We start from the raw sequence: 14,361 nt of genomic DNA, 5'->3' as shown, positions 1-14,361 counted from the left end.
TTACTGCTGCATCAAGTGTTCGACGGCAGTGACAACATCGCTGATCGTGCGCACTGATTTGAAATCCTCAGGCTTGATGCGTCGTCCAGTGAATTGCTTTAGCTCGACGACAAGGTCCACCGCGTCGATGCTATCGATATCCAGGTCCTCATAGAGGCGGGCGTCGGGCTCTATTTCGCTGGCATTGAGGTCAAACAGATCAACCAGTGTCTTGCGAATATGGGCGAGTATTTCTTCGCGCTGGTGATCAGCGGTTTCAATTGACACGGCGGGCCTCCACGAGTGCTTGCAGCGCCGCGAGGCTTTCGAAATGGCGACGCGTCTCATCGGCCTCGGAATCAAGCTTGATACCGTACTGCTTTTGCAGTGCCAGCCCGAGTTCAAGCGCATCGATAGAGTCAAGTCCTAGCCCTTCGCCAAACAGGGGAGCGCTTGGGTCAATATCGGCAGGCGTAATATCTTCAAGCTCTAGCGCGTCAATGATGAGACGCTTGAGTTCAAGTTCCAGCGCCTGATTGCAGGTTTCTATCATGATGGAAGTGTTCCAGTTCTCTGTTGAAGTGGTCGCTCAGCCATTGAGTTAGTTGTCTAGCGAGCTGGCCGGTTGGTTGTTGGCTAGCGGAATCAACGTGCAGGTCGTCAAGCACGCTAAGCTCCATTAAAACCCTGGTAGCGGGGATGTGGTACCAGGGTTCGTGTTTTGTCAGTGTGGTCGGCGTGCAGCGTATCAGGACAGGGGTGAGCGCTGTACCGGTGCGTAGGGCGATATTTGCTCCCCCGCGACGAAATTTGATCGGGCGTTTCGGGCTAGTGCGGGTGCCTTCAGGAAATAGAATCAGTGAGTCACCTCGTTGCAGGCTCTGACGGGCAGCCTCCAGCACTGACTCGGGGTCATCGTTGGTGATATAGCCCGCAGCACGAATAGGGCCGCGGGTAATAAAATTGCGGGTCAGCCGACCCTTTACAATGCAGTTGGCATGAGACGTGTAAGCGATTAAAAAAATAACGTCGATGAGCGAGGGGTGATTGGCAATCACAAGCAATCCAGGGCGTTTGAGGCGCTCAGGGTTGTCAACGCGGTAATCAAGCACGCCAAGGCCTTTCATCAAATTGATGAATCCGAGAAAGCAGACGCGGATAAGGCGGCGCGCCAGGTAGCGGCGCCGCTCAGTATTACGCACGCAGAGATTCAACAGTGGCGCAATCACCAAGCCAATGAAAAGGCCACCGATCCCGAAGACGGTGAAGGAAATAGCCGTACCCAAGCCGCGATACAGTTGGTTGATACTCATTCCTGCTCCAGATGCCAGCGCTGTCGACCGTTTAGGAAAGCGGTCTCCCCACTAAGCCACTGCAGCACATTGACCGGTGTCGGAGAAGCGCTGTGGGCTGATGTAGATGCCGTGATGGCGCGACCTCGTTGCAGAGTTAAGCGCATGCCAATAACACAGGCTGTGCCTGGGTGCTGTGTTTCGCCCTGATAGGCCGCAGGAAGACAGCTTTCTGAAAATGCGGCAACTACGGTGGGGTAGCCCGCTTGTAAATACCCATACGACTCGTGAAGAAGCGCATCAAACTCATCACCACAAGCGCCTAACGCCTGCAAGGGACGGTGATGCGATTGCGCAATAGAGTGAACGCCCAGAATAGCGTTATGCACTGACATTGAGAAGCGGGTAGGGGAGATCGGGTCGCCCCGCTGCAGGCTCTCCAGCATCGCGAGCGTATGCGTCGTATCGCCATGCCGTGAAGCATGCACCAAGGGGGCGTTAGCCTGTGGGTCGAGTTCTCGCAGAATATCGCAAGTGGCGCGGCCCGTATCATCAAGCCGTCGCCGCAGCATAGCAGGCAGTTCGCTACTCAACTGGGCCGAAATAAGACGATTTGGCTTAACGGTTGCCATTGCCTCTTCAGGAAGCCAGCCCCGCCAGTCTTCGATAAATAGAGAAAAGGACACCACTTAGCAGCCTGCTCAAAAAAGGCGGCTACTTTAACTTAATTATAGGGTATGGAAAAGGAATGCGGCTCAAATGATGCGAAACGGTGAGGTGGTCTCAATAGGCAGATCGTTCAAGGCTTTAGGTAATAATGCTGGTTTTGTCTAAGTTGACATAGCCCCCTCCAGGGAGGAAGCTTTAACTCCTAGTAAATAACTTTATTAGATAAAAACTAATCAAAGGGGATAAGGCATTGAGACTTAACATATATTCAGGGGTAGTGGCGGTTTTTTGTCTGGCGTTGCTGTCAGGGTGTGCTACTAGCCGCAGCGAAATAGCGCTGACACTGCCAGAAGAAAATACGAGTCAATATATTAGTGCAGGGCAAGAAGTAATAATAGGCGAGGTGATAGATCGCAGGGTTTTTGAGGAGGCGCCAAGAGAGCCGAGTACTCCTTCGCTTGGAAAAGGAGGGGTAAGCAAAGCTTCTGATGAGACCAAGGCAAGAGCGGTTGGGCGAAAAAGGAACGGTTACGGTAAAGCGTTGGGGGACGTTCTGTTAGAGAATGGACAGACCGTTGATGAAGTCGTGCGTAGCAGCTTGACGCTCGCCTTGCGTGAGTCTGGTTATAATGTCCTCACTCATTCAACTGGCGTCGTCGCAGATACTCCCATAATCGATGTTTACATCGATGAGTTTTGGGCATGGTTCAACCCAGGGTTCTGGGCCATCACTTTGAATACCCGCATCGCAACTGTCTTGGAGCTTCGGTCTAGCGAAGCACAAGAAAATGTCTCTGTTCATACCCTTCAGCGGCGACAAGTCGCAACGGAAAGCGCTTGGATTGAAATCATTGAAAATGCACTGAGTGACTATAGAAACGAGGTTGTCAGCATCGCGCCTGACCTGCTCGAAGAATAGGCTAGCGGAAGTGTAGATTAAAAAAACGGCCACTTGCTTTAAAAGCTAAGTGGCCGTTTTTGTATATGTTCTTGGTCGGAATAGCAGGATTCGAACCTACGACCTCTGCCTCCCGAAGGCAGCGCTCTACCAAGCTGAGCTATATTCCGAAGGTTGTGAGCGGTGCTCAACAACGGGGCGTATCTTACACAAAGGGACGCTTTTTATCAAGCATCAGCACCCCTGTTGTGCGAATTTATGCTTGCCTGTCAACGGCCAAGCGGGCGAGTTGCGCCATGCTATCGCGATATGGGCTGGGTGAAAGTAACTCTAATTGCGCCAGTGCCTTATCGGCCATTTCATTGGCGCGTTTACGGGTGTACTCAAGCGCGCCCGTAGCGTGAACAATGGCGAGTACGTCATCCAACTGCTCAAGGCCGCCTTTGCGGATCACCTGGCGAATTAGCTTGGCCTGCTCAGGCGTGCCCTGCTCCATGGCGTGAATCAGCGGCAGGGTGGGCTTGCCTTCGGCCAGGTCATCGCCGACATTTTTACCCATGGCGTCGGCATCGCCCTGGTAATCCAACAGGTCATCAATCAACTGGAAGGCAAGGCCCAGGTAACGGCCATATAACTGTAGCGCCTGGGCTTGCTCTGGTGTGGCATCAGCAAGTACGGCACCGCTGTGGCTGGCAGCTTCAAACAGCATGGCGGTTTTACCTTGAATGGTTTCAAAGTAGTCCGCTTCAGAGACGCTAGGGTTGCCAATGTTGGTCAGTTGTAGCACTTCGCCTTCGGCGATGGTGCAGGTGGCGCTGGAGAGAATCGCCATGATCTGCATCGACCCAACATCGACCATGAGCTGAAATGAGCGCGAGTAGAGAAAGTCGCCGACCAGTACCGAAGGCGCATTGCCCCAGGCGTCGTTGGCGGTTTTTTTGCCGCGGCGCATGTGAGACTCATCCACCACATCGTCGTGCAGAAGTGTGGATGTGTGCATGAACTCAATCAGCGTGGCCAGGGTAATGTGCTTGTCGCCCTGGTAGCCCAGTGAACGGGCTGCCAGCAGTACCAGCATGGGCCGCAAACGCTTGCCGCCGCTTTCAATAATGTATTGGCTAATGGTCTCGACGAGCGGGACTTTCGAGGTGAGCTGCTCAACAATCGTCCGGTTGACGGCTTCAAAGTCATCTGCCACCACGGCGTGCAGCGGTGAGGGCGTAGGGCTGGCAGTCGGGGTTGGGGAGACGTTGGCGGTCATGGGTTCCGTTCATCGCGGCAGGTGGAGGGGGACGCCCCTGAATTGAGGTCATGCTATGGGGCTACCGGGAAAGCGTCAAGGCGCGTGCAGGGCATCCATTCGACGTGCGACAATAATCATCAATTGACAACGGCCTGTCGTCTTGTGGTAGAAGGCGATTGTCGTTATAATCCGCGACCCACTCATCATGCTCCCTGTCAGATGGCTCCAAAAGGGGCGCCACTCGCAGCAGGTCAATAAGAGCGTCAGGCGATGAGCGCTGGTTATGCAACGCATAACGGCATTACCGACAAGTCCGGAGAGCGACATGTACGCAATTATCAAAAGCGGTGGCAAGCAGTACCGCGTTCAAGAAGGTCAGACCCTTAAGCTCGAGAAAATCGAAGTCGCTACCGGCGAAACGATTGAGTTTGATGAAGTGCTGCTGGTTGCAGACGGCGACGACGTAAACATTGGTGCCCCGCTGTTGAGTGGCGCCAAGGTTTCCGCTGAAATCGTTTCCCACGGCCGCGGTGACAAGGTGACGATCATTAAATTCCGTCGCCGTAAGCACAGCATGAAGCGTCAGGGCCACCGTCAGTGGTTCACTGAAGTCAAAATTACCGGAATTTCCGCGTAAGCGGTTCATTCCCTGAAAGGAGAATTTTGCAATGGCACATAAAAAGGCAGCCGGCTCCACGCGTAACGGTCGCGATTCCGAATCCAAACGCCTCGGTGTTAAGCTTTTCGGTGGCCAAGCAGCGAACGCAGGTAGCATCATCGTTCGTCAGCGCGGCACGCGTTTCCACGCGGGTACTGGCGTTGGTCTGGGTCGTGATCACACTTTGTTCGCACTGAACGAAGGCTTTGTGAAGTTTGAGACCAAAGGCCCGAAAAACCGCAAATTCGTTAGCATCGTTTCTGAATAAGCAACTCTGGTTGCGTAGAGCGTAGTTAATGAAAAAAAGCCCCGCTATGGCGGGGCTTTTTTGTCTGTTTAAACCCTCTTGCCCAATGAATGGAGGCAGGAGCGTTGCATATAGGGCGGCGGAAGCGGCCGGGAGAAACTATGCAGTTCGTCGATGAAGCCTCGATTATTGTTGAGGCGGGAAATGGCGGCAATGGCTGTCTGAGCTTTCGCCGCGAAAAATATGTGCCCAAGGGTGGCCCCGATGGTGGTGACGGTGGGCACGGAGGCAGCGTTTACCTGATTGGTGACGATGCGCTCAATACGCTGGTCGACTTCAAGTTTCAGCGTTTTTACAAGGCTGAGAACGGCCAGGGCGGCATGGGCCGCCAGATGAGCGGTAAAGCCGGTGAAGATCTGCACGTTAAGGTGCCGGTAGGCACCACCGTTGTGGACGTTGATACGCTGGAAGTCATCGCGGATATTACCGAAATTGGCCAAGTGGTACTGGTCGCGGAAGGTGGTCGACGTGGTTTGGGTAACATCCACTTCAAGTCGTCCACTAACCGTGCACCGCGGCGCACCACGCCAGGTACCGAAGGTGACCGTCGCAATTTGCGTCTGGAAATGAAGGTGATGGCGGATGTTGGCCTGTTGGGCATGCCCAATGCTGGCAAATCCACCCTGATTCGCTCGGTATCGGCGGCCAAACCTAAAGTCGCCAACTACCCGTTTACCACGCTGGTGCCTAACCTGGGGGTGGTGAAGCTAGGGATGCACGAGCACTTTGTGATGGCGGACGTGCCGGGGTTGATCGAAGGTGCCTCTGATGGTGCGGGCCTGGGGCAGCGCTTTCTTAAGCACCTGACCCGCACGCGGCTGCTGTTTCATGTGGTCGATATAGCGCCCTTTGATGAGTCTGACCCGGTGGAAGCCGCTCAAGCGATTGTGCATGAGCTTGGTCAGTTCTCTCCGGCGCTTTCCGAGCGCCCGCGCTGGCTGGTGTTGAACAAGTTTGATCTGCTACCGGAAGAGGAGCGCGAAGAGCGCGCCCAGGCGGTCATTGATGCGCTTGGCTGGGAAGGCCCGGTGTTCCGTATCTCGGCGATTAGCAATGAAGGCACGGACAAGCTGGTTCAGGCCGCGTACCGCTGGCTGACCGAGCAGCGTCGCCTTGAGAACGAAGACGAAGAGGCGCTGGCCCGCGAGCAGGAGATGCGCCGCCGCATGGAAGATGAGTCGGTCGCTCGTATCGAAGAGCGTCTGGGGCGTCGCCGCAAGCGGCCTGCTGAAGAAGCCGACGACGATGACTTCGATGACGATGATTACGACGTTGAGGTTGAGTACGCACCTTAACGGCCGAAACCGGCAGGCTTGCTCAGCCTGCCAGTAATGGCCGACGTTGAATATTGTTGTCGAATACCATCGCTAAATATCATTGCTGAATAGCGTTAACAATGTGCCTGATAAGGTAGAGACGGATGGAGAGTCATGAGCAGGGGATGGGCCGCGAAGCGCTAAGCTGTGCGCGCCGCGTGGTAGTGAAAATCGGTAGCGCACTGCTGACCAACGACGGCCGTGGCCTGGATGAAGCCGCTATTGGCGGCTGGGTTGACCAGGTTGCCGAGCTTCATCAACAGGGTGTTGAAGTGGTGCTGGTCTCCTCCGGCGCCGTGGCAGCAGGCATGGTGCGATTAGGCTGGCAAGCACGCCCGAGTGCGGTGCATGAGCTGCAGGCCGCCGCCGCCGTGGGCCAGAACGGCCTTACCCAGTGCTATGAGCAACATTTTGCTCGCCACGAAATGCTCACTGCGCAAATTCTGCTTACTCATGACGACCTTTCCAACCGCAAACGCTACCTCAATGCGTTATCGGCCCTGCGCACGCTGGTGGAGATGCGCGTGGTGCCGGTCATCAACGAAAACGATACGGTGGTGACCGACGAAATACGCTTTGGCGATAACGATACGCTGGGCGCGTTGGTAGCCAACCTGCTGGAAGCGGACGCGTTACTGCTGCTGACCGACCAGGAAGGCCTGTTCGATGCCGACCCACGCCATAACCCCAATGCCCAGATGATCGCCGAAGGGCGCGCAGATGACCCGCGCTTGGCAGCGGTGGCGGGCAGCGGCGGGGCGCTGGGGCGGGGTGGCATGAGTACCAAGGTACGTGCTGCCAAGCTTGCCGCGCGTTCAGGCGCCGTTACAGTGATTGCCAGTGGTCGCCAGCCAGGTGTCATTACCCGGCTTATGAGTGGTGAAGCGTTGGGAACGCTACTGCATCCGGAGCAGGCACCGATGGCGGCGCGTAAGCGCTGGCTAGCGGGGCAACTGCAAGTGCGTGGCACGCTGATGCTGGATGCTGGGGCGGTAAAAGTCCTGCGCGAAAAAGGCTCCAGCCTGTTGCCGGTAGGGGTGCGGGGTGTAAAAGGCACGTTCAAGCGGGGCGATATGGTGGTGTGTGTCGATGAGCAGGGCACGCCGGTTGCCAAAGGGCTGGTCAATTACGGCGTGGATGAAGCGCGTCAGTTGGCGGGGCAGCCGAGTCACCAAATTGAGGCTATTTTGGGCTACGTAGAAGCCCATGAACTGATTCACCGCGATAACCTGGTCGTGATCTAGCGCTTGGTTTTTGCCCGGGTATTGGTTGAAATAGAACATCATCAAAACGCCGTTTGCTGTGATCAGTAAGCGGCTTTTTTATGTGTTCGCTACTTTGCCTTGGGGGCGATGGGCACTTGGCGGGGCCAGTCGTTGGGCACAATAAATACCCGCTCAATGCGTTGCTGGTGGGGCAGGTAGAGCATTATTTGCTGGGGTCCGTATTGTGCGATGAGCCGCTCAATGCCAGGCATCACGGCGGCCATTGGTTGAAAGTCTTCCGCTCTGGGCGGTGCTAGCCAGTGCGGTTTCCGTAACCAGACTATGCGTAACGACGCATCCAGGCTATCGCGCAGCGCAGGCCAGTCACGCAAAAAACACCACCTGCCGCGGTGATGGTCCAATGTGGCGTGCTGGGGGGAAGGCAGCGCCGTATGCCACGGGTAAAACAAGACGCCCGGCATGGCGAGGCGATGAGTAAGAAGCTCTCCTACCGTGGATGAGCAGGTGGCGATGTCGCGGGGTGTTAGCCAGTGAGCCAGCGTGGCCAATGCCCCGGGCGTTATGGAGCGCGGCAGCTGGTGCTGGCATAAATGAGCACATTTTAGCGCCAGGCTATCCAGCCCACCAGGACCGATCCAGCGGCTTGGGCTGTCGGCCGGGCCGGGGCCTTCAGGCAGCCCCAAATAAAACTTGATCGCCACTTCCAGATGCACGGGCGCCGGGTTGTCGCGGGTGCGGTAAAGCATATCCAGCTCACCAAGCGTCGTGCGCTTTTTAAAGATGCGCACATTTTTGGCGAGTAGCCGCGTGTTAGGCGCGTTATCCAGCAGGAGATGCCACAGCCGCTCGTGGTAGTGCCCCATGCGGCCTGTCTGTTGGCGGTTAACGCCTGCGAGTAGCGGCGTTATTTGCTGTAGCCAGTCAGCAGTGCCTGTGGCCAGCCCCAACTCCTGGCACGTCGGGCGGCCACCGTTTGGCATGGGCGGCGGGAGCGTGACCAGGTCGGGCGCTGTTATCAACCACGCCAAATCATGCGCTATTTGAGACACCCCCGGCGCTATCATCTCTTCGCTTTTCTCAGCACGATGCCTTCTTACTTCCACGTTATCAGTTCCACGATGTTCTCCCCTTGGCATCACTGTCGCTAGGTAGTGGTAAAAACACCAGCGGGCCCCGTAGGGCCCGCACCGTGTGGTAACACTTAGCCAGTGATAGGGTGCTACCGCTAGCAGCTATTAATCACGGTCAATTTCAGTAATCTCGTAAGAGCCTTGACGCAGGCTTATTTCCAGCTCGCGGCCATTCTCATCCCGGCCTTCGATATCAATAATGCCGCCCTTATCAATGTCGATATCCTCAAACTCGCTCATACCCTCTTTTCGTGCCACTTCCAGCGCCTGGCGTACGTCCTCTTCGCTCATTCCCCACGCACCGGTAATTAAGCGTTTACGCTCTTCTTTTAGGGTTTCGCCGTTATCCAGAGAAAATTCAACGTCGGCGTACCACTCATCATCCAGCCAGCCTTCTACCTCGGCGCGTCCACGGCTTTTAATGCTGATCTCTTCATAATGGGTGAATCCATAATCGACGGCAGGTACCAGCACCTCGTCAACCCGATCCATGGACAGCGCGTCTGCTTGAGCGCTGCCTGCGGCGGCGGTAAGTAGCAGAGCAGAGGCGGGGATTAACAGCATTTTTTGCATGACGTTCATATCAAATTCCTTCTTTGCTTAATGAATGGCATTGCCTGATGAATGTGGTCTGATACAGATCACTCAGCGAATGCGACAGAGGATTTATAGCACTGCGGTTATTTCCCCAAGCTGAACAATCCATTCATCTAGCGTTCATGTTGCTTCTGGCATTCTAGTCTAATGAAGTCACTCCGCCATCGATTCACGCACCGACTCTTTTACTGCTTCCTCTCCTCTGCCAAGTGGATGGGTGGGGCGCTGCTGGTTGCCATATTGATAGGCAGCGCTGTAGGTGACCAGCACTGGGAAACACTGCACAGTGAAGTGCGCCGTGGGGAGGTGGTGCCCTTGGAAACCATTTTAGACTGGCTGGAAGCGAACTATCTGGGAGACGTGCTGGAAGTGGAGGTAGAGCGCGAGCAGGGTCTGGTAGAGTATGAAATCAAGCTGCTGGGCCCACAAGGTCAAGTGGTTGAGTTTGAATTTGATGGTCACAATGGTCAGTTAATGAAAATAGAGGGTGTGCGTATCAATGAGATGCGCCGCCCACAAGGTATGACGCCATGAAGTGTTTGCTGGTAGAGGATGATCAGGCGATTGCCCGCGAGCTGAGCCAAGCGCTGCGTGACGGTGACTGGGTCGTTGAGCATGCCGACAATGGCCAGGAGGCCGACTTTCTGGTACGTACCGAAACCTACGATACGGTAATACTTGATGTAGGTTTGCCCGACGGCGACGGCACGCGTTGGCTGGCTGCCTGGCGTGAAGACGGCATTGATCTGCCTGTGCTGATTCTGACCGCTCGAGAGCGTTGGGCCGATAAAGCGGCGGGCTTTACCGCAGGTGCCGATGACTACGTTACCAAGCCTTTCGAGCCGGGTGAGGTGTTGTTTCGGCTACGGGCACTGGTGCGGCGTACCCACGGCCATGCTCATCCGGTACTCAAAGTGGGCGAGCTTAGTCTCGATACCCATACCCAGCACGTTGCCTTGGCAGGCCGCCCGGTAAGTTTGACTGCCCAAGAGACACGCTTGCTTGGCTACCTGATGCACGCCGCGCCTCGGGTTGTCAGTCGAAGCGAGCTTTCTGAACACGTTTACGACCGCGACCATGAGCCCGACTCAAACGTGATTGATGTGCAGATCAGCCGACTACGTCGCAAGCTGGGGGCCTGGCGGTTTGCCACCCTGCGTGGGCAGGGTTACCGGCTCTTGGCCGAAGTGCCCGGCGGCGAATGAGCAAGGTAACGCCCACTTGGCGAACGCGCTGGGCAGGCCGCTCGATTAGCCTTCGCTTGCTGCTGGCCGTTTTAGTCATGATCGGAGTGGCCTTGCCGATCGCTGGAATGCTGCTCTCGCATCATTACCGAAACGCGGCGACCGAGTCGTTTGATGAACGCCTTGAAGCAACGCTGAACGTGATTATTGCGGGCGTTTCCGTTGACCCGCTAAGTGAGCAGTTGCGCTATGACCGCGCTCTTGGGGACCCACTTTTTGACCAGGTCTTCTCGGGCTGGTACTGGCAAATTACCGATCAACAAACGCACACGATCACCTCGCGCTCGCTGTGGGATCAACGCCTGCCGGTCACCGATAATGAAGAGGTGAGCGCGCGCTCGTTGCCCGGCCCACGTGGGCAATCACTGCGTATCGTCGAGCGAGATATTTACCTGGCCCCTTTAGAAGCCCCTTTGCATATTAGCGTAGCGGCCCGCGATGATGAGCTGAAGTCCGATATACGCGAGTTCCAGCGCTTGCTCTGGCTGGGCCTGGTCAGTCTTGGAGTATTGCTGTTAGGCGTGCTGGGCCTACAGGTGCGCTGGGGGCTTGCGCCGCTGCGGCGTATGCAGGCCAACTTAAAAGACGTTGAGCAAGGGCGCGCAGCAGCGATGACAACAGACCTGCCTAATGAGCTTGCTACGCTTGCGGCTTCCATGAACGCCGTACTGGCCCGCGACCAGCGCTTGATTGAGCGTGGCCGTCATACAGCAGGTAATTTGGCCCATGCCCTGAAAACCCCCTTAAGCGTTATGCGCTTGCTGGTCCACCAGCTGCCAGACGCGCATCGCGCCGCCTGGGAAGCCGAGTTAACCCGAATGGACAGTGCCGTTCGCCATCACCTGGCACGGGCCTCTGCCGCAGGTGACGGTGGCCGCTTTGCGCCGATTTCGCTGCACGATACGCTATCGCCACTGCTCAGCGGGCTGGGTCGGCTGGCTCAGCGTCGCACGCTTACCCTGCATCAAATCTGGGAAAATCACCCGCGTGTGCACTTGGATGCCCAAGATATTCAGGAGCTTATCGGCAACGTACTGGATAATGCGCTGCGCTGGGCAAACCATGAAGTGACGTTTAGGGTGTGGGTTGTCGACCAGACACTTTGGTTGAGCATCAGTGATGATGGCCCAGGGATGACACAGCAAGAGAGCCAGGAGGCACTTGAGCGCGGCAAGCGATTGGATGAACAGCGCTCCCAAAGTGGCTTGGGTCTTGCCATCGTAGCGGACCTGGTCACGCTCTATCATGGCCAAATGCGCCTTCAGCGCGCAGAGGCTGGGGGGCTTGAGGTCACTGTTGAACTGCCGGTGGTGGCGCATGGCTAAGGGAGAACAAATGCAATGACAATGGATGATGCGTTGCCGGATGTATTGGTCGGCCCGCTATTGCGCCGCATTAGCCCCACACGCCTGGTGTTGTGGTTAGTGGCAACGCGCCCGCTTGATATGTCGCTGGTGCTTTTCCCGGGCGGCAGCGATGAGCAGCGCTTTCACTTAAATGATCATCACCAGTGCCTGACTATCGGTCGGCACGCGTTTATTCACTTGATTGACCTGCGCTTGCCGCACGCGCTACCCACTGATGAACGCATCGAATACGATCTGCGACTTCAAGCGGCGACGGGGGAGTGGCAGGCGCTGCCCGAGTGGGCGCCTTGGCTGTGCCATGAAGGCGCTGCTTATCCTGCCTTTGTCATTGCCTCACGCCATCACCGGTTAATGCACGGTTCGTGCCGTAAGCCTCACCATGCGAGCGCCGATGGGTTAGTGCGCGGCGACAGCTGGCTGGCGGACAAGCAGCAAGCGCCGAAAGAGTGGCCAGCATGGTTATTAATGACCGGCGACCAAGTGTATGTGGATGATGTTGCAGGCCCCATGCTGCGTGCGGTGCATGCACTTATTGAACGCTTAGGGCTAGTCGATGAGCGGCTGGAGGGCGCCACGGTGGAGGATAGCCAGGCGCTTTATGCCTCGCCTGATAGCTATTACCAGCGTGAGTCGCTGCTGCCTGATGTCACCAGCAACGTGGCGCTGCGCGAGCGATTTTTCGGCGGCGTTAAAAAGCCGGTGTTTACCTCGGCGAACGCCTCCAATCATCTAATGACACTGGCGGAAATGCTCGCCATGTACTGTTTAGTGTGGTCGCCGGTTGCTTGGCAAATGATTGCCCCAGCGATGCCTGCCCTTAACGATAAAGCAGCCCAGCGTTATCGCCAGGAGCAGGCGGCTTTGGATGATTTTGTGGTCGGGTTACCGCAGTGCGCTCGGTTAATGGCGCATTTGCCCAGCTTGATGATCTTTGACGACCACGATGTTACCGACGACTGGAACCTGACCGCCGATTGGGAGCGCTGTGCGTATGGTCATCCGTTCTCAAAGCGCATTATTGGCAATGCGCTGGTGGCCTATTTGCTCTGCCAGGGGTGGGGCAATGCACCGGATAAGCTTAACCCGCTGGTCGAACAGGCGGCCGAATTGTTCCGTGAGCCAGGGCTGCCGCTTTCGTGCGCCAGGCAGGATGCATTGATCGAACGGCTACTGCGTTTTCAAGGGTGGGAGTTTCAGGTGCCCGGTACGCCTGCGCTGATTGTTTTGGATACCCGCACCCGCCGCTGGCGTAGCGAGCGTAGCCCCCAACAGCCGTCCGGCTTAATGGATTGGGAGGCGCTGATGGAAATGCAGCAGGCGCTATTGGGTTGCAAAAGCGCTGTCATCGTCTCGCCAGCCCCCATGTTTGGGGTAAAGCTGATTGAAGGCGTTCAGAAGATGTTCACTTGGGCGGGCAAGCCGCTGGTGGTGGATGCCGAGAACTGGATGGCCCACCGTGGCGCCGCCAATACATTGCTGCAAATCTGGCGTCATTCCAAAACGCCGGGCAATTACGTGATTCTCTCTGGCGATGTGCACTACTCGTTTGCTTACGACATTATTGTGCGTCGCCAAAAGCGTGCGCCACATTTATGGCAGGTGACCTCCAGCGGCATCAAGAACACTTTCCCCGTGCAGTTGCTAAATACTTTTGATCGGCTTAACCGATGGCTTTACGCGCCCTGGTCGCCGCTTAACTGGTTTACCAAACGTCGCAAGCTGAGTATCCACCCGCGTGACCCCAGCGGGGCAAGCGCGGGCGAGCGGCTTTGGAACGCCAGCGGTATAGGCCTTGTAACGCTGGATATTGAGGGCCGCCCGGTGGATATTCGCCAGTTGGACGCCAACGGCAATGACGTTGTCTTTCCCCCGCCCGCTGACCTTCCCTTTATCTGATGACATGTATCTGACGTCAGTGCATGGCAAACAACAGGGCTGTTCGCTGGAATAGCGTGTAGCGCGGGCGGCGGCATAGACAGCCGCGAACCGCGCATGCCATAGTAAGCATGCTTAGGGGATGGCATGCACCAGGTGCATCGCCTCATCAAGATCGAACAAAAGTAAAAGGCCCTGTTGGGCACTATTTTGATAGGGGCAGATTTGATAGGGGCAGACTGCAATGAATAGGAGGCTCTGGTGCTGAGAGCAGGCGCTGCCAGGAAAGAACGGCTGCTGAAAAGAACCTTTCTGGCGATCCTTTTGTTGATGGCAGCCACTCCGGCCTTGGCAGCCGCTCCGGCTGTCGGCATGTTTGGTAGCTTCTTTCCTTACTGGCTAATCTCGCTGTTTATCGGTGTGGTGGCAACGATTTTTATCCGTGTCATTTTCGTGGTGACGAAGCTTGATGACATCATTCCGTGGCGTGTCCTGGTATATCTGTCGCTGACGCTGGCCATGACGCTGTTATCTTCTCATCTTTTTTTTGGACGCTGAAT

General features: G+C 56.2%; 17 protein-coding genes and 1 tRNA gene. 10 read left to right on the top strand and 8 right to left on the bottom strand.

Annotation, left to right across the window (positions count from 1 at the left end; all coding sequences use genetic code 11):
• Genes ACT3TY_RS08960 through ACT3TY_RS08945 form a run of 4 tightly spaced genes read right to left on the bottom strand, consistent with a single transcriptional unit; the run spans nucleotide 1 to nucleotide 1,957 of the window.
• Nucleotides 1-267, bottom strand: coding sequence for an acyl carrier protein (locus ACT3TY_RS08960; protein ID WP_319022683.1), 267 nt, complete (start codon nucleotides 265-267; stop codon nucleotides 1-3).
• Complete coding sequence (locus tag ACT3TY_RS08955) at nucleotides 257-532, bottom strand: phosphopantetheine-binding protein (protein WP_172117640.1); 276 nt, start codon at nucleotides 530-532, stop codon at nucleotides 257-259. Before ACT3TY_RS08955 ends, ACT3TY_RS08960 begins: the two co-directional genes overlap by 11 nt.
• The gene (locus ACT3TY_RS08950) at nucleotides 498-1,292 is read right to left on the bottom strand and encodes a lysophospholipid acyltransferase family protein (RefSeq protein WP_193056544.1); all 795 of its coding nucleotides are present in this window, start codon (nucleotides 1,290-1,292) and stop codon (nucleotides 498-500) included. Before ACT3TY_RS08950 ends, ACT3TY_RS08955 begins: the two co-directional genes overlap by 35 nt.
• Nucleotides 1,289-1,957 (bottom strand): beta-ketoacyl synthase chain length factor, encoded by a 669-nt coding sequence (locus tag ACT3TY_RS08945; protein WP_444627955.1) that lies wholly within the window; start codon nucleotides 1,955-1,957, stop codon nucleotides 1,289-1,291. Before ACT3TY_RS08945 ends, ACT3TY_RS08950 begins: the two co-directional genes overlap by 4 nt.
• 233 nt (nucleotides 1,958-2,190) lie before the next feature.
• Between ACT3TY_RS08945 and ACT3TY_RS08940 the strand changes: the two genes are divergently transcribed.
• The gene (locus ACT3TY_RS08940) at nucleotides 2,191-2,859 is read left to right on the top strand and encodes a hypothetical protein (RefSeq protein ID WP_444627954.1); all 669 of its coding nucleotides are present in this window, start codon (nucleotides 2,191-2,193) and stop codon (nucleotides 2,857-2,859) included.
• Between the two features lie 72 nt (nucleotides 2,860-2,931).
• Here ACT3TY_RS08940 and ACT3TY_RS08935 read toward each other — a convergent pair.
• Both ACT3TY_RS08935 and ispB read right to left on the bottom strand, forming a co-directional pair.
• Nucleotides 2,932-3,008: transfer RNA gene (locus ACT3TY_RS08935), tRNA-Pro, on the bottom strand.
• An 86-nt stretch (nucleotides 3,009-3,094) separates the two neighbouring features.
• Nucleotides 3,095-4,099 (bottom strand): octaprenyl diphosphate synthase, encoded by a 1,005-nt coding sequence (gene ispB / locus ACT3TY_RS08930; protein ID WP_444627953.1) that lies wholly within the window; start codon nucleotides 4,097-4,099, stop codon nucleotides 3,095-3,097.
• Nucleotides 4,100-4,406: 307 nt separating this feature from the next.
• On the opposite strand from ispB, the gene rplU reads away from it, so the two are divergent.
• From rplU to proB, 4 genes are all read left to right on the top strand, one after another.
• Nucleotides 4,407-4,718 carry a 50S ribosomal protein L21 gene (gene rplU, locus ACT3TY_RS08925; RefSeq protein ID WP_087108812.1) on the top strand — a complete coding sequence of 104 codons (312 nt, stop codon included), beginning with the start codon at nucleotides 4,407-4,409 and terminating at the stop codon, nucleotides 4,716-4,718.
• A 31-nt stretch (nucleotides 4,719-4,749) separates the two neighbouring features.
• Entirely contained in the window at nucleotides 4,750-5,007 is a 258-nt protein-coding gene (gene rpmA / locus ACT3TY_RS08920) for a 50S ribosomal protein L27 (RefSeq protein ID WP_018917617.1), read from the top strand.
• A gap of 140 nt (nucleotides 5,008-5,147) precedes the next feature.
• Entirely contained in the window at nucleotides 5,148-6,341 is a 1,194-nt protein-coding gene (cgtA, locus tag ACT3TY_RS08915) for an Obg family GTPase CgtA (protein WP_444627952.1), read from the top strand.
• A 125-nt stretch (nucleotides 6,342-6,466) separates the two neighbouring features.
• On the top strand, nucleotides 6,467-7,606 hold the full coding sequence (gene proB, locus ACT3TY_RS08910; protein ID WP_444627951.1) for a glutamate 5-kinase: 1,140 nt from the start codon (nucleotides 6,467-6,469) through the stop codon (nucleotides 7,604-7,606).
• An 89-nt stretch (nucleotides 7,607-7,695) separates the two neighbouring features.
• On the opposite strand, the gene ACT3TY_RS08905 is transcribed toward proB, so the two are convergent.
• Both ACT3TY_RS08905 and ACT3TY_RS08900 read right to left on the bottom strand, forming a co-directional pair.
• A complete protein-coding gene (locus ACT3TY_RS08905) occupies nucleotides 7,696-8,691 on the bottom strand; it encodes a DUF1853 family protein (RefSeq protein WP_444627950.1) in 996 nt (331 codons plus the stop codon).
• 132 nt (nucleotides 8,692-8,823) lie between these two features.
• A complete protein-coding gene (locus ACT3TY_RS08900) occupies nucleotides 8,824-9,300 on the bottom strand; it encodes a PepSY domain-containing protein (RefSeq protein ID WP_172117634.1) in 477 nt (158 codons plus the stop codon).
• A gap of 228 nt (nucleotides 9,301-9,528) precedes the next feature.
• On the opposite strand from ACT3TY_RS08900, the gene ACT3TY_RS08895 reads away from it, so the two are divergent.
• From ACT3TY_RS08895 to ACT3TY_RS08875, 5 genes are all read left to right on the top strand, one after another.
• A complete protein-coding gene (locus ACT3TY_RS08895) occupies nucleotides 9,529-9,849 on the top strand; it encodes a PepSY domain-containing protein (RefSeq protein WP_441678238.1) in 321 nt (106 codons plus the stop codon).
• Entirely contained in the window at nucleotides 9,846-10,520 is a 675-nt protein-coding gene (locus tag ACT3TY_RS08890; protein ID WP_441678173.1) for a response regulator transcription factor, read from the top strand. The genes ACT3TY_RS08895 and ACT3TY_RS08890 overlap by 4 nt, the downstream gene beginning before the upstream one ends.
• Nucleotides 10,517-11,884, top strand: coding sequence for a sensor histidine kinase (locus ACT3TY_RS08885; RefSeq protein ID WP_441678175.1), 1,368 nt, complete (start codon nucleotides 10,517-10,519; stop codon nucleotides 11,882-11,884). The genes ACT3TY_RS08890 and ACT3TY_RS08885 overlap by 4 nt, the downstream gene beginning before the upstream one ends.
• Before the next feature lie 15 nt (nucleotides 11,885-11,899).
• Nucleotides 11,900-13,822 (top strand): alkaline phosphatase D family protein, encoded by a 1,923-nt coding sequence (locus ACT3TY_RS08880; protein ID WP_441678177.1) that lies wholly within the window; start codon nucleotides 11,900-11,902, stop codon nucleotides 13,820-13,822.
• 240 nt (nucleotides 13,823-14,062) lie between these two features.
• Nucleotides 14,063-14,359 carry a YtcA family lipoprotein gene (locus tag ACT3TY_RS08875; protein ID WP_444627949.1) on the top strand — a complete coding sequence of 99 codons (297 nt, stop codon included), beginning with the start codon at nucleotides 14,063-14,065 and terminating at the stop codon, nucleotides 14,357-14,359.
• Nucleotides 14,360-14,361: the final 2 nt, after the last annotated feature.

The sequence above is a fragment of the Halomonas sp. AOP22-C1-8 genome, from assembly GCF_052378905.1.
Lineage (GTDB): Bacteria > Pseudomonadota > Gammaproteobacteria > Pseudomonadales > Halomonadaceae > Vreelandella > Vreelandella citrativorans.
This window is presented reverse-complemented; position numbering and strand designations above follow the sequence as displayed.

Coding starts and splice junctions, on each gene's coding strand:
- ACT3TY_RS08880 (WP_441678177.1), top strand. CDS start 11,900: ATGACAATGGATGATGCGTTGCCGGATGTATTGGTCGGCCCGCTATTG.
- ispB (WP_444627953.1), bottom strand. CDS start 4,099: ATGACCGCCAACGTCTCCCCAACCCCGACTGCCAGCCCTACGCCCTCA.
- proB (WP_444627951.1), top strand. CDS start 6,467: ATGGAGAGTCATGAGCAGGGGATGGGCCGCGAAGCGCTAAGCTGTGCG.
- rplU (WP_087108812.1), top strand. CDS start 4,407: ATGTACGCAATTATCAAAAGCGGTGGCAAGCAGTACCGCGTTCAAGAA.
- ACT3TY_RS08900 (WP_172117634.1), bottom strand. CDS start 9,300: ATGAACGTCATGCAAAAAATGCTGTTAATCCCCGCCTCTGCTCTGCTA.
- ACT3TY_RS08950 (WP_193056544.1), bottom strand. CDS start 1,292: ATGAGTATCAACCAACTGTATCGCGGCTTGGGTACGGCTATTTCCTTC.
- ACT3TY_RS08895 (WP_441678238.1), top strand. CDS start 9,529: ATGGGTGGGGCGCTGCTGGTTGCCATATTGATAGGCAGCGCTGTAGGT.
- ACT3TY_RS08890 (WP_441678173.1), top strand. CDS start 9,846: ATGAAGTGTTTGCTGGTAGAGGATGATCAGGCGATTGCCCGCGAGCTG.
- rpmA (WP_018917617.1), top strand. CDS start 4,750: ATGGCACATAAAAAGGCAGCCGGCTCCACGCGTAACGGTCGCGATTCC.
- ACT3TY_RS08885 (WP_441678175.1), top strand. CDS start 10,517: ATGAGCAAGGTAACGCCCACTTGGCGAACGCGCTGGGCAGGCCGCTCG.
- cgtA (WP_444627952.1), top strand. CDS start 5,148: ATGCAGTTCGTCGATGAAGCCTCGATTATTGTTGAGGCGGGAAATGGC.
- ACT3TY_RS08955 (WP_172117640.1), bottom strand. CDS start 532: ATGATAGAAACCTGCAATCAGGCGCTGGAACTTGAACTCAAGCGTCTC.